Annotated in this window: 14 protein-coding genes; 4 read left to right on the forward strand and 10 right to left on the reverse strand. The window is 43.6% G+C overall.

The features are described 5' to 3' along the window. Nucleotides 1-30 precede the first annotated feature (30 nt). The 5 genes from parE to MAR181_RS14125 all read right to left on the reverse strand — a co-directional run bounded on the left by parE (nt 31) and on the right by MAR181_RS14125 (nt 4747). Nucleotides 31-1929 carry a DNA topoisomerase IV subunit B gene (parE, locus tag MAR181_RS14105; RefSeq protein WP_013797274.1) on the reverse strand — a complete coding sequence of 633 codons (1899 nt, stop codon included), beginning with the start codon at nt 1927-1929 and terminating at the stop codon, nt 31-33. 130 nt (nt 1930-2059) lie between these two features. Beyond that, entirely contained in the window at nt 2060-2641 is a 582-nt protein-coding gene (locus MAR181_RS14110) for a YqiA/YcfP family alpha/beta fold hydrolase (protein WP_013797275.1), read from the reverse strand. Between the two features lie 26 nt (nt 2642-2667). After that, a complete protein-coding gene (locus tag MAR181_RS14115; protein WP_245546165.1) occupies nt 2668-3132 on the reverse strand; it encodes a DUF1249 domain-containing protein in 465 nt (154 codons plus the stop codon). A gap of 17 nt (nt 3133-3149) precedes the next feature. Next, complete coding sequence (locus MAR181_RS14120; protein WP_245546166.1) at nt 3150-4076, reverse strand: acetyltransferase; 927 nt, start codon at nt 4074-4076, stop codon at nt 3150-3152. Between the two features lie 47 nt (nt 4077-4123). Further along, nucleotides 4124-4747, reverse strand: a complete 624-nt coding sequence (locus tag MAR181_RS14125) for an NUDIX domain-containing protein (RefSeq protein ID WP_013797278.1) — start codon at nt 4745-4747, stop codon at nt 4124-4126. 92 nt (nt 4748-4839) lie between these two features. On the opposite strand from MAR181_RS14125, the gene MAR181_RS14130 reads away from it, so the two are divergent. From MAR181_RS14130 to pseF, 4 genes are all read left to right on the forward strand, one after another. Next, nucleotides 4840-5409 (forward strand): DNA-3-methyladenine glycosylase I, encoded by a 570-nt coding sequence (locus MAR181_RS14130; RefSeq protein ID WP_013797279.1) that lies wholly within the window; start codon nt 4840-4842, stop codon nt 5407-5409. Nucleotides 5410-5531: 122 nt separating this feature from the next. Continuing rightward, complete coding sequence (pseB, locus tag MAR181_RS14135) at nt 5532-6527, forward strand: UDP-N-acetylglucosamine 4,6-dehydratase (inverting) (RefSeq protein ID WP_013797280.1); 996 nt, start codon at nt 5532-5534, stop codon at nt 6525-6527. After that, nucleotides 6514-7698: a UDP-4-amino-4,6-dideoxy-N-acetyl-beta-L-altrosamine transaminase gene (pseC, locus tag MAR181_RS14140; protein WP_013797281.1), complete on the forward strand. Its 1185-nt coding sequence runs from the start codon at nt 6514-6516 to the stop codon at nt 7696-7698. The genes pseB and pseC overlap by 14 nt, the downstream gene beginning before the upstream one ends. After that, entirely contained in the window at nt 7698-8399 is a 702-nt protein-coding gene (pseF, locus tag MAR181_RS14145) for a pseudaminic acid cytidylyltransferase (protein ID WP_013797282.1), read from the forward strand. Before pseC ends, pseF begins: the two co-directional genes overlap by 1 nt. On the opposite strand, the gene pseG is transcribed toward pseF, so the two are convergent. Genes pseG through fliS form a run of 5 tightly spaced genes read right to left on the reverse strand, consistent with a single transcriptional unit; the run spans nt 8396 to nt 13210 of the window. Next, complete coding sequence (gene pseG / locus MAR181_RS14150) at nt 8396-9364, reverse strand: UDP-2,4-diacetamido-2,4,6-trideoxy-beta-L-altropyranose hydrolase (RefSeq protein WP_013797283.1); 969 nt, start codon at nt 9362-9364, stop codon at nt 8396-8398. The two genes, pseF and pseG, sit on opposite strands and share 4 nt — an antisense overlap. After that, nucleotides 9361-10380, reverse strand: a complete 1020-nt coding sequence (gene pseI / locus MAR181_RS14155) for a pseudaminic acid synthase (RefSeq protein WP_013797284.1) — start codon at nt 10378-10380, stop codon at nt 9361-9363. The genes pseG and pseI overlap by 4 nt, the downstream gene beginning before the upstream one ends. Nucleotides 10381-10382: 2 nt before the next feature. Continuing rightward, on the reverse strand, nt 10383-12491 hold the full coding sequence (locus tag MAR181_RS14160; RefSeq protein ID WP_013797285.1) for a motility associated factor glycosyltransferase family protein: 2109 nt from the start codon (nt 12489-12491) through the stop codon (nt 10383-10385). Beyond that, a complete protein-coding gene (locus MAR181_RS14165; protein WP_013797286.1) occupies nt 12481-12777 on the reverse strand; it encodes a hypothetical protein in 297 nt (98 codons plus the stop codon). Before MAR181_RS14165 ends, MAR181_RS14160 begins: the two co-directional genes overlap by 11 nt. Next, nucleotides 12770-13210 carry a flagellar export chaperone FliS gene (gene fliS, locus MAR181_RS14170; RefSeq protein ID WP_013797287.1) on the reverse strand — a complete coding sequence of 147 codons (441 nt, stop codon included), beginning with the start codon at nt 13208-13210 and terminating at the stop codon, nt 12770-12772. The genes MAR181_RS14165 and fliS overlap by 8 nt, the downstream gene beginning before the upstream one ends. Nucleotides 13211-13235: the final 25 nt, after the last annotated feature.

Genomic DNA, 13235 nt, shown 5'->3' on the forward strand with positions numbered 1-13235 from the left:
TCGCCTTATTGAAGACGAAAGGTCTTTTTACTAATCCACAATCGCTAGATTACCGTAGGTTTCCAACCAATTTTTACGGTCCCCTGCGCGTTTCTTAGACAACAGTTTATCGAGCAGTTCGTCTGTATCCAGCTTATCTTCCATGGTCAATTGGATTAAGCGGCGAGTATCAGGTGCCATTGTCGTTTCACGCAATTGCGATGGATTCATCTCACCCAAACCTTTGAATCGCTGTACATTCGGTGTGCTGCGTTTGTTCTCCGCGGCAATCTTATGCAGGATGATGTCTTTTTCTTCATCATCCAACGCATAGTGAACTTCTTTGCCAACATCAATTCGATACAAAGGTGGCATGGCCACAAAAACATGACCTTTGTTTACTAAGGCGGGGAAATGACGAACAAACAGAGCACAAATCAAGGTCGCGATGTGCAAACCATCTGAGTCGGCATCGGCTAAAATACACACCTTACCATAACGCAAACTGCTTAAGTCCTCATCACTTGGATCGACTCCAAGCGCCACTGAGATATCGTGAATTTCTTGCGAGGCTAATACTTGACCGGAGTCCACTTCCCAAGAATTTAGGATCTTACCGCGCAACGGCAAAATCGCTTGAAAGTCTTTTTCTCGGGCCTGTTTTGCCGATCCACCAGCCGAATCCCCTTCCACTAAAAAAAGCTCACTTCGAGTCGAATCTTGACCAGCACAATCTGCTAGCTTACCTGGCAGTGCCGGACCTTGAGTGACTTTCTTACGAACCACTTTTTTACTGGCTTTCAATCGTTTTTGAGCACTATTAATGACCAACTCAGCGATTTTTTTACCATCTTCTACATGCTTGTTTAACCATAAGCTAAACGCATCTTTTACCGTAGCAGAAATGAAAGGCACGATTTGACGAGATGAAAGTCTTTCTTTAGTTTGACCAGAAAACTGCGGTTCTTGCAACTTAGCAGATAAAACATAACTGCAACGATCCCACACATCTTCCGCCGTTAATTTAATGCCACGGGGCAACAGACTGTGAAAGTCACAAAACTCCCGAATCGCATCCAATAATCCTGTGCGTAAACCATTCACATGGGTACCGCCCTGTGCTGTTGGGATTAAGTTGACATAACTTTCTGTCACCAACTCGCCACCTTCAGGCAGCCATTGTACGGCCCAATCTACGCCCTGTGTTTTTTCTGTCAGACCGCCCACGAATGGTTGTTCAGGCAATAAAACAAAGCCTTCATTCGCCGCAGCTAGGTAATCATTCAGTCCTTCTTGGAAGAACCATTCTTCTCGTTCTTCTTCGCTGCCACTCTGGTCAATAAAGACCATATGCAAACCAGAACACAGAACCGCTTTGGCTTTTAACAAATGCTTTAATCGAGACAGGGAAAACTTCGGACTATCGAAGTACTTTGGATCGGCACTGAACTTGACCTTAGTTCCGGTATTTTTCTTCCCAACCGTGCCAATTTCTTTTAACTCGGAGGTTTTAAAACCATGTTCAAAACCAATATGGTATTGAATTCCGTTACGCTTAACCCACACTTCTAACGAGGTCGACAAAGCATTCACCACGGACACCCCTACCCCGTGGAGACCACCGGAGAACTGGTAATTATCACCAGAAAATTTACCACCAGCATGCAGCTTTGTCAGAATCAATTCGACCCCTGATACACCTTCTTCTGGGTGAATATCCACTGGCATACCACGGCCATTGTCTTCCACACTCAATGAGCCATCTTTATACAATATGACTTCAATTCGATCGGCATGTTTGGCTAACGCTTCATCCACTGAGTTATCGATGACTTCTTGTCCAAGATGATTTGGACGGGTTGTGTCCGTATACATTCCAGGACGCTTTTGTACTGGTTCTAGTCCGCTGAGAACCTCTATCGATCCGGCGTTATATTCTTTTACTGACATGCGAGTTTTTTCTTCCAAGTTGATCGTGCCAACCTTTTGTCATTTGGTATGGCAGGCGAGTATAAAAAGATTGCACTAGAGTCTATCACTGCTTTTACAAAGTTTGAAATAGTGCAATAAAAGCATGATCTTAGTTGGTTGTTATTTCAGCAAATTTAAAAATATCGGCACTGAAACGTTGAAAGTCTGTGAAGCTATGATCACCGCCCTTTTCGTGCGTCAATTTAGCCGCATCGGGAAAAGCTTGCAATGCGGCCCGGTAGTCCAATACTTCATCCCCTTCCTGCACCATTAACCAATAACGCGGCGATGTCGGCGCGGCAACCACTAGCGCCTCTAATTCCACCATGTGCTCATCGGTCAGCTCATACATTTCATTTGTATAGGGATTCAATTGGGGACCTAAATAGTCTTTAAGTAACATCGGCGCTTGCATCGCAGGATTCACTAAAATGCTCTTGATAGCATATTTTTCCGTCAAATAAACAGCATAAAAACCACCTAAAGAACTGCCTATTAAGGTGACGCCTTGCCACAGGTTGGCTTCTATTAGTTCTTCAAGTTGCTGTATGGCCAATTTAGGCTGCCATGATAACCTAGGTGAAATAAAAGTGTCTTCTGCATGAAAGGAATGTGCCGCTTGTTTTAAGACATTGGCTTTATGAGAACACTCTGAGCTGTTAAAACCATGAATGTAGATTAAAACCGCCATTTAATCCTCTCTTAAGCAAATAGGAATTAGGCAAATTGAAAAGGTAAAGGATTGTTTAACCTGTGTCCCTGTTTCAGGCAAAGCTCTAGCAAGTCTGCCAACTGCTGATTCAGACGAAATTTTTCATCCCGATGCAACATGGCATCATTTGGATAAGGGTAAACCCCACTGTACTGGCGATGACCATCGGTTATTTCAGCAATGCCCACATCATGATACAAACGAATCGTCATAGACAATGAGGTTTCAAACAACAATTTTTTTTCGGTTTGTGGACCAAACTCTAACGCCATCTCTGAAGTGAATTTACTTTCCTGACCAAGAGTGAGTCGCAAACGGCTTTCCTGATCGCCATTCGAATGGATTGAAAAATGCCATTCCACAGCGTCCTCTTGGCCACGCATAATCCGACCGATCCGACGATAATTTAATTCGCCGAGCAGCTGTAAGCTAACCAGATCTGGGACATATTGCTTGTTTGCTTTTTTCATCACGTCAATCATTCAAGTTAAGTATTTCCTTCAGAAATCGATTTATCCGTACAGGCGTCTTTCGTTGTCAAAGCCTCTAATTGATAACCCATTCTGACATCTTTGTCGTGCCAGTATAGGTTAAACCAGTCAAAAAACACCTCTCTGTCGTTATCAGTTGGGCGAAACTCCGGTGCTAAAAATCGATCTGGTAAAGCGACTTCGCGCGTCATCACTTTTGCTTTACTCAAACGCCCACACAATACATCCCAACCGGAAATGTTGGCCTGATCATACAAGACATTGATGTCCGTAATACTGGTGATTTTATGTGGCATAGTTTGCAAGATAAACGCCACACCACCCGCTTTAGGCTTGAGTAAATTGCTATATTCACAACCTTGAGCTTGATGCTTTCGTTGAGTAAAACGCGTCCCTTCCACAAAGGTTAGAATTGAATTAGGGCGATTTAAAAGTCGCTCACAAGAACGTCGTGTCGTTTCCAAATCTTTGCCGACAAGATGAGGCTTCTTCGCCAAGGTCTCTTTACTGTAACGTTTCATATAGGGAAAGCCCATAATATAAGTCGCCGTGCCGACAAATGGCATCCAGAATAAGGCTTGCTTCATGAAGACTCTCGGTAAAGGCCGTCGACCTTTAATTTGCGCCAAGATAATAAATACATCGACCCAAGACCTATGATTGGACACCATTAAATTCCAACGACTGAAGTCGCTGGGCATACTGTCATCCAAATCCCAGTGTATATCCAGCACAGTTTGGAACCACCATTCATTCGCACTCACCCAACCATTAAATAAGCGATCAAAATAGTCTTCCGCTAGGGCTTTATGCTTCGCACTGCCCAATAACAGTGGCGCGAACAAGTGAGCCATTAAAGACCAGAAACACACATTCATGCACATGAATAAGAATGACACTAAGCCAACCACAGGCTCCAACATTGGTCTCTTTCTTAAATCCTTTAAGTTGTCTTTTATCATTGCCTTACTCACACCGTTTGCCACTTTTTAACAAGCTCTGATTTATTCAAGGCAAACCATTGCAACCCCATTATGGTACTGGCGTTTTCTATGTCTTGGCGCAGCAAATCAATGGCTTCCTGTGCCGTCATAAGATGCAATTTAATGTCTTCATTTTCATCGTCTAAACCATGTGTTCGTGTTACATCAACCAAACTGGCATCAAACTCCCCTGCGTACATACGCAGATACTCCACCAGCCCGCCTGGTGACGGCACAAACTTAAACATGTATTCAAGGCGTTTTACTTCAACACCAGCTTCTTCCATCGCTTCACGGCGCGCAACGTCTTCATCCTGCTCGCCTTCTTCTACCATACCGGCCACGAGCTCCAGCAACCAAGGAGAGGAATTTCTTAAGACTGCTGGACGAAATTGCTCTATTAACAAGACCTTATCGACTTTTGGATCAAACAACAAAACGCAAACCGCATCGTTCCGAACCATCATTTCCCTGGTCATTGGTTGGCTCCAATCACCATTAAACTTCCTGTGTCTTAACGTCAATTTGCGCATTTCAAAGAAGCCTTTATAAACGCATTCGTCCTGCAATACTTCAACATCTTCGCGACGATAACTTGGCGTAAACTTCATACTCGATTGTCCCATCCGATTCTACTAATGCTTGGCTATTTGTATTATGGTGTTTTGCTACAGATCAATTATTCCTATGAAGGAGCACGTCAATGGATAACCTACGTTGTAGCTGGTGTTTAGGATCTCCTGAGTACATTCATTATCATGACACTGAATGGGGAATCCCGATCTATGATGACCACAGCTTATTTGAATGTATTGTACTCGAAAGCGCTCAAGCAGGTCTAAGCTGGATTACCATTTTGCGAAAAAGAGACGGTTATCGTGCTGCTTTTCATGATTTTGATCCGCATAAAGTCGCTAACATGACGGAGCAAGACGTGGTTCGCTTGTTACAGGATGAGAGCATTGTTCGTCATCGAGCAAAGATTGAAGCGACCATCAACAATGCAAACGCCTTTTTAAAGATAGTCGACGAATTTGGTTCTTTTAGTGATTATTTTTGGGCTTTTTCAGGCCATAAAGTTATTGATAATCATCCCCTCTCAGCCAAAGACGTTCCTGCCCTAACGGAACTTTCTACGCTGCTTTCAAAAGACTTAAAAAAACGAGGATTCAAATTCTTAGGTGCGACGACCTGCTACGCCTTTATGCAGGCAACCGGCATGGTCAATGATCATGTTATCGGCTGCACGGCACGTGAAGCCCATAAGTCATAAACAGACGCTTGATTTAATTAATGTTTCCATCACACTAGCCGATACAGAAGGACAGTCTTTATGACTGCGTTTTGTACTTTTAGGTCGACGATTCATTTATTTACTTGGTTTGGTATTCATTCATGTTTAATAACAAAAGTATTCTTATTACTGGTGGCACAGGCTCTTTTGGCCGCCAGTATGTCAAAACTCTTTTAGCCAATTACCAACCCAAGCGACTGGTTATTTATTCCCGCGACGAGCTAAAACAGTATGAAATGCAACAGGATTTTGATGCACCTTGTATGCGTTATTTCATCGGTGATGTACGTGATAAAGACCGTATGACACAAGCCATGCGAGACGTGGATTTTGTGATTCATGCGGCAGCCCTAAAACAAGTTCCAGCGGCCGAATACAACCCTATGGAATGCATTAAAACCAACATTCATGGTGCCGAAAATGTCATCGCAGCAGCCATCGCCAACGATGTCGAGAAAGTCATTGCCTTATCCACCGATAAAGCCGCAGCGCCTATTAATCTGTACGGTGCGACCAAATTGGCTTCAGATAAACTATTTGTTGCCGCCAACAACATGGTGGGACAAGGACGAACTCGCTTTTCCGTCGTTCGTTATGGCAATGTCGTCGGTTCACGCGGTTCGGTTGTGCCTTTCTTCCAAAAACTGGTCGCCGATGGTGCTGACGCCATTCCGATCACACACCCAGAAATGACACGCTTTTGGATCACTTTACCCATGGGCGTCAACTTTGTGTTGAAAAACTTCCAGCGTATGCAGGGGGGGGAAATCTTCATCCCGAAAATTCCATCCGTGCAAATCATGGACCTAGCAACCGCTTACGCCCCAGACCTGCCAACCAAAGAAGTCGGCATTCGCCCTGGCGAAAAACTTCATGAAGTCATGTGCCCTGCTGACGATTCTTTCCACACATTCGAATTCGATGATCATTATGTCATTGCCCCCAGCATCAAGTTCCATCAGGAAGATATGAATTTTGGTCTGAATGCACTGGGTGAAAATGGCCGTTTAGTCACACCTGGGTACGAGTATCAATCTGGTAGTAACCCTCACTTTCTAAGTGTGGAAGAGATTTTGGCGTTTGATGATGGCCACTGAGTTTATTCCTTATGGTCGTCAGACCATAGATCAGGCCGATATCGATGCCGTGACAGAAGTACTGACATCTTCTCACCTTACTCAAGGCCCCAAGGTGACCGCGTTCGAGCAAGCACTGGCAACTAAGGTACATGCTCGACACGCTGTTGCGGCAAACAGTGCTACTTCCGCCTTACATTTGGCCTGTCTAGCATTAGGTGTCCAACAAGGTGATTGGGTATGGACGTCTCCCAATACTTTTATTGCTTCAGCCAATTGTGCCCGTTATTGTTCTGCCAAGGTGGATTTTGTCGACATAGACCCAGTGACATACAATCTTTGTCCTAATGCATTGGCCAAAAAATTAACCCAAGCTAAGCTCGACAATCGTTTGCCTAAAGTGGTCATCCCGGTGCATTTTGCTGGCCAATCCTGTGATATGAAGGCCATCCATCAACTTAGCTTAGAGTACGGTTTTCAGATTATTGAAGACGCGTCTCATGCCATTGGCGGACAATACCAAGGTAAACCAATTGGCGACTGTCGCTACAGTGACATTTGTGTGTTCAGCTTCCACCCTGTCAAAATCATCACATCGGGTGAAGGTGGCATGGCCACCACGAATTCTTCTGAATACGCCAATCACATGCGAACGCATGCACAGCAAGGCACGACAAAAGACCCAGAAGTATTAAGCCAACACCCTGGCGATTGGTATTACGAACAACACAGCCTAGGCTTCAACTACCGCATGACCGAGTTACAAGCGGCATTAGGTCTGTCTCAGTTAACCAAGTTAGACGACTTTATTGCGCAACGTCATGCTCAATTTGAATATTATTCAGACAAGTTGAAACACTTACCTATCACGCTTCCTCAACAAGATATTGACACCCATTCAGCGCTGCACTTATACCCAATACTGCTTCCTAAAGCACATCATAACTCAAGGAAGGCGGTATTTGATGCCTTACGGTTGGCCGGTATTGGCACTCAGGTTCATTACATTCCAGTGCATACACAGCCTTATTATCAGGCGCTCGGTTTTGCATGGGGCGATTTCCCCATAGCAGAAAGCTACTATCAAAGAACCTTAAGCTTGCCCTTGTTTTATGATTTAACTCAGGCGCAGCAAGACACAGTAATCAAAGCACTAACACAAGCATTACAAGACCATGGAGTGATCAACTAATGTTAGACAATACATCCTATCGTGTGGCGATCATCCCAGCTCGCGGTGGCTCTCAACGAATCAGCCGCAAAAATATTCGCTTACTCAATGGCAAGCCGCTCATTGCCTATTCCATTGAAGCGGCACTCAAATCCAAACTGTTTGATCGAATCATTGTGTCAACCGATGATAATGACATTGCAGAAATTGCTCGGTATTTCGGCGCAGAAACCCCATTTGAACGCCCTCCAGAGCTGGCTGATCACACCACTGGTACCACACCTGTGATGCAACATGCTCTGAACTTTTTAAGTGCTGAAGGCAAAATGCCAGACGTCGCCTGCTTAATTTACGCAACCTGCCCTTTGCTAACCGAAAAAGATTTACTCGCGGGTTTGGAATCCCTCCCTCAAAAAGGCTTTTGCTTTTCCGCTACCACGTTCGACTTTCCCATTCTACGGGCATTACATACGACCGAAACGGGTGAATTAGCCCCAATGTTTCCAGAACACATTGGCAAACGTTCACAGGATTTGGTTGAAGCAATTCATGATGCTGGGCAGTTTTATTGGGCTCGCCCAGATGACTGGTTTAACCGTGATATTTTCGGCCCCAGCTCTAAGCCATTATTATTACCAAGACACCGGATTCAGGATCTAGACACAGAAGAAGATTGGCTTCGTCTCACACAATTGATGGCATTGCAAAAACACCAAAGTTAGTCGTGCCGCATGACCTCAGCCACAACACGCTCAGCGCCCTTACCATCCACCAAATGTTGAGCGGTCAGACTAGCCTTTTCAAGCCAATCTGAATTCTCCCAAGCCTCTAAGGCCATCACCACAAGCTGACTAATCTGTGTACTCAATTGGTCTTTAGAAAGGTGATCAAATCGAATGGATCGACACCAGTTTAAAGGCAAATGCTGCTCTAATGAGCGAGTTTGATTATCCGCTATTTGCGCAAAAATAGCCGGTACACCAAGACAAGCTAATTCGTATAAGGTACTGCCCGCCGCCGAGATAGCCAATTTAGCGTCCTTCATTACCACACTGACTTCCCTCAAACCTTGATGAAAGCTGATTCCATGTTGTAGGCACAATTGCCTCACTTGCTTGGCTTGTTTCGCATTCGCCCCCATTAACACCACGATATTTTGTGCAGCAAAGCCCGCCGCCATCAAATGCTCCACAATCGGTAACGTCAAACCTAATGGATCAGTTCCCCCCATGGTAATGAGCAGTTTGTCTGCGGAAGGGCTTTTTACGGCATGAATAAATTCATCTCTCAACAAAGTATATTGGCTGCCGATTAAAGGCCGTTGGATTTGCTTTGAATAGTCTTCTTGCAGTGGGTTCAAAAGCCATTTGGCCGGAAAGGTTCCTCTGTCATTCATATCATCCAACACCAACAAATTGGGCTGGTGCTGATAGAGTTCGGCGATGTCTTGTGCCTGATAAGCGTAATGATCAAGAATGACTAAGTCCACCTGCTTTGCCATAGAAAAAAAAGCCGACTCGTGATCAATAATCAAGTCGGCTTCATTCGCAAAGGCTTTACATTGCCGTTGAACCACAAATTGACATTGCCAACCTTGTTTTTCAAATGCGGACATCAAAGCCTGGCATCGCACTCTATGCCCCATGCCAATTTCCACAGAAGCATCAGCACGAACCAAGACCATCATGCCAATAAGTCCCACGCCAATGGCTGGCCCTTTTTGACATCGACTGAAAGCGTTTTACCCAACACTTTTGGCCAGTGCTTTGGCGCCAAACCAAAAGCTGGGCGAATAATTTGCAAGTGATTTTCTGTCAGTTCAGTACCTGCGGGCAAATCTTTTGTGAGGTAAATGGAACGACGGTATTTCTTCGCCGCCTGTTCTGCATCAGAACCACCATAGATTACTTTGCCCAATGAGGCATGGGCATCACGGCAAGCCTCAACCATGGCTTTCATTTCCGCCGGTTCCATTGAGAACTCAGCATCCACACCACCCGCCTGCCGGTCTAAGACGAAATGCTTTTCGATCACATTTGCCCCCAACGCGGTCGCGGCCACCGCCACACCTAATCCTTTAGTGTGATCTGACAAGCCAACAGGACAGCCAGTATGCGCAGCTAAATCCGCCATGGTCAGCAGATTTGAGTCCGCAATTTTTGCCGGGTAAGTACTGGTACATTTGAGCAAGGTTAAAGGGTTATCGCCAATGGCTCGAATGGTCGCCACGGCGTCATCGATCTCTTCTTTGGTCGCCATCCCCGTCGACATAATGATGGGTTTGCCGGTTTTAGCGACCGCTTCAATCAATGGAATGTCCGTCATCTCAAAGGAGGCAATTTTGTACAAAGGCACATTGAGGGTTTCTAAAAATGCCACCGCGGTCAAATCGAACGGCGAACTAAACGCCACCAACCCCAATGACTCAGCCAACTCAAACAAAGGCTGATGCCACTCCCAAGGGGTCGAGGCTTTGGCATATAAATCGTATAAATTATTGCCTTTCCAAAGGCTATCGCTTTCCGACACCATAAATTCACCTTCACGCACATCCAACGTCATGGTATCAGCGGTATAGGTCTGCAACTTAATGGCATCCACCCCAGCTTCTGCCGCGGCGTGAATCATGGCTTTTGCTAATTCAAAATCCTGATCATGGTTACCAGACAATTCAGCAATAATAAAAGGCGAAGATTCAAACATAATTAGCCATTGTAGTAAGTAATAAGGTGATCATTACCCTGATCGACGTATTCGGATGCTTGTTGAAGCATGTTTGGCATTTCTTGCAAAAATTCACACCAAGGCTCAAATAGATGACGAGCACGTTTTACGGTTTCCTGCTCATCTTTGTATGCAAATAAGAATTGCACTATCAAGAATGCAGAATAGGTAAAAGATCCTAATAAAAGATCATGAATGTGTCGGTGCACACTGCCTTTTAAAAAGAAAATATGACGATGTTGAGACCACAGTAAATCGCAGACTTGCTCACGAGTGGTAAAATTTTCGTCCCACCCTTGTTGTAATTCATGACTCATCTTACTGAAATCTTCAACTGAAATGAGCGACTCTGCCGTTTCATTTAGCAAACACTCTGGTGGCTCTGTAAAAAACACGTCTTCCAGAAGAGCAATCACCTTGGCTTTATCAATTTCAGGGTTTGTTATCAGAACATCATCCACTCTCAAAGGCGTCACACCTTCTATTTTTGCGACATCTGATAAATTATAGCTCTCAAAATTTCGACGTTTTTTTAGTAAACGAATTAATGATTCTAGCTGAACTCGAGAGGTATCCATTATTCCAGTAGCGTAAACCGTGCCACCAAAGTTCCCCTCACGTTCTACCAACTTAGCTTCCTGAAATGTCTGAAAACCGGTCTCTTTACCATCTTTATAATAACCACTGTGTACTGAATGGTGGCTGGATTTATCTTTAAACCCATTATCAACCCCGATAAAGTAAACGTTGTTAAAACCAAATAAATGCACATATGACAAAGCCAGATTTGCCACAATAGGGTTGCAAAAATTTAACTGTACATAATTTTTTTGATCGCCATGATCCCTTGCCTGACTCAGGATTAATGACGTAACAGCTTCCCCCGGTTTCAACCCCATCCCAGTACGATCAAAATAATCAAAAAATTCAGGGTGCATAACATCGACTGTTAGCCCCCATATACCTTTTAAATATTCTTTATCTAAAAATAGAAATTTATCGACGGTTTGTTTCATGCGTTCAATATCAACATGAAGATCAGGGGTTATCCCTAATTTATGAAGCGTATTTAAGGTTGAGCCGCACGAAATCAATAGAACTTGGTTGCGAACGGCTTGGATCAATTCGATGCTCTGATCTAACGAAGGGCCATTTCCGAGAATAAAAACTGGAATATTCGTTACTGACTTTGGTATAGCATCTCGCCCCTGAAAATGCGCTAACTTAGTCTTAGGCAATGAACGAAGTCCTTGAGCAATACCAATCAAGGCGTCATCAAAGAACCCCCACCCCATTACTTGACGAGAGTAGTGCTTCTTAAAGTACTCAAAGGCCTTATTATTTTCTGGACTTTTATAACCCATGAACAGGTATGTTTCAGGAGCTAAAAAGTAACCATTTTCCTGTAATTGCAAGAGATAAGTGTCCGTAAATTCTTCCGGTTGAATCCCTAGAAAGAAGTGGACAGTGCGACCATCTTGATTGAAATACTCAAGAATATTTTCCCAATCAATTGCATACAATGAATAGTGGAAAAAATCTAAGTCACTCTCATATAAATATAAATGCTTGATTTCTCTCTGCTCTAACAACAGCTCAAGTTGATATCCAAGCTCTATACCAAAAACAATGGTCGCTCCAACAAAATCAGGCCACCCTTCTTGCTTCTGCATTCCTTTATTCTGACGCTCAATCTCATCTAAAATTTTATTGCTATAGAATACATGACGACTCTGATTACCGACTGAACGCTCGAGATTAAGCAATGTCTTTACGGGATACGCTAACGCGTAATCAACTTTTTCTGTTGCTTGGGATCTAGGTGAAGTAGAGAAAAGAGAAGCCCCAATGTCTTCTCTGTATACGTTCATGTCTCCCGCTTCTTCCATGTAGACATAACGTTTTTTAGGTACGTAATCTTTTAACTCTTCGTAGATGTGAGGCATGACTTCAGAAAACATCGTCATATTTTTAATATAACGGTCTGTCAGTTCATGATCTTTTTCTTTTAACCGAGCAACACCTGCTCTAAAGCTTTCTAGAAAATTTTCTGCATGCTCAATTTTCGTAGCCTGCTTATCATTCTGCATGCTTTATGCCTTTATATTTGCTTATACTTTTTCGAACTTTGATGGACTGGTACAACTGATCTTGCATTTCGAGGTGGCTCTCTTTTACCAGCTGAACAGCTGATTGATGTATAACAATGAGAGCTTTTACTTTTTCACTAAATAAGGCGTGTTTTTTTTCAGGAACAAGAGAATAAATAAAATCATTATACTCCGAGCACAAGTGCAAAATTTCTTCTATATCTTTTGATAAAACAGCTTGTTGCAGGTCATCCACTAATTTGGATAACCTTCCTATATCATGCATTCACCGCACCAGCAGACTCATTATTTGCTGTATGATAAGCCTGTTGTTTATCCGCCTCTGTTATCAAATCCCAAGCCCCCTTAATTTGTAACATCAAGGCAATAACTTGATCAATAACAGCACAGTCTTTTGAAACACTCGCTTCGTTAATACGTACGATCATATAATCGTATAAACTATCTAAATTATCGACAAGTTCAGGGTTAGCATCACGATCCAAACCATCTCTTAGCGCATTTATTATTTCAATTGAACGAGTAAGCGCTGCCGCTTTCCCTTCCCAATCTGAACGCTCAATATAGCCTTTTCCTAACGCTAATCGGTCCAACACGCCCTGCATCAAAAGCTGTATCACCCTATGAGGGTCTGCCGAGGCCAAATCGGATTTTAATGAGTCCTTTTTGTAGGCCTGAATCCCTTTTTTCCCGTACATATAACAACCTCAATAATATCTACAA

This window comes from Marinomonas posidonica IVIA-Po-181 (assembly GCF_000214215.1).
Classification (GTDB): domain Bacteria; phylum Pseudomonadota; class Gammaproteobacteria; order Pseudomonadales; family Marinomonadaceae; genus Marinomonas; species Marinomonas posidonica.

Bases quoted from the DNA above. Each gene is read 5' to 3' on its own strand.
- parE (WP_013797274.1), bottom strand. From the start codon at position 1,929: ATGTCAGTAAAAGAATATAACGCCGGATCGATAGAGGTTCTCAGCGGA.
- MAR181_RS14110 (WP_013797275.1), bottom strand. From the start codon at position 2,641: ATGGCGGTTTTAATCTACATTCATGGTTTTAACAGCTCAGAGTGTTCT.
- MAR181_RS14115 (WP_245546165.1), bottom strand. From the start codon at position 3,132: ATGAAAAAAGCAAACAAGCAATATGTCCCAGATCTGGTTAGCTTACAG.
- MAR181_RS14120 (WP_245546166.1), bottom strand. From the start codon at position 4,076: ATGTTGGAGCCTGTGGTTGGCTTAGTGTCATTCTTATTCATGTGCATG.
- MAR181_RS14125 (WP_013797278.1), bottom strand. From the start codon at position 4,747: ATGAAGTTTACGCCAAGTTATCGTCGCGAAGATGTTGAAGTATTGCAG.
- MAR181_RS14130 (WP_013797279.1), top strand. From the start codon at position 4,840: ATGGATAACCTACGTTGTAGCTGGTGTTTAGGATCTCCTGAGTACATT.
- pseB (WP_013797280.1), top strand. From the start codon at position 5,532: ATGTTTAATAACAAAAGTATTCTTATTACTGGTGGCACAGGCTCTTTT.
- pseC (WP_013797281.1), top strand. From the start codon at position 6,514: ATGATGGCCACTGAGTTTATTCCTTATGGTCGTCAGACCATAGATCAG.
- pseF (WP_013797282.1), top strand. From the start codon at position 7,698: ATGTTAGACAATACATCCTATCGTGTGGCGATCATCCCAGCTCGCGGT.
- pseG (WP_013797283.1), bottom strand. From the start codon at position 9,364: ATGATGGTCTTGGTTCGTGCTGATGCTTCTGTGGAAATTGGCATGGGG.
- pseI (WP_013797284.1), bottom strand. From the start codon at position 10,380: ATGTTTGAATCTTCGCCTTTTATTATTGCTGAATTGTCTGGTAACCAT.
- MAR181_RS14160 (WP_013797285.1), bottom strand. From the start codon at position 12,491: ATGCAGAATGATAAGCAGGCTACGAAAATTGAGCATGCAGAAAATTTT.
- MAR181_RS14165 (WP_013797286.1), bottom strand. From the start codon at position 12,777: ATGCATGATATAGGAAGGTTATCCAAATTAGTGGATGACCTGCAACAA.
- fliS (WP_013797287.1), bottom strand. From the start codon at position 13,210: ATGTACGGGAAAAAAGGGATTCAGGCCTACAAAAAGGACTCATTAAAA.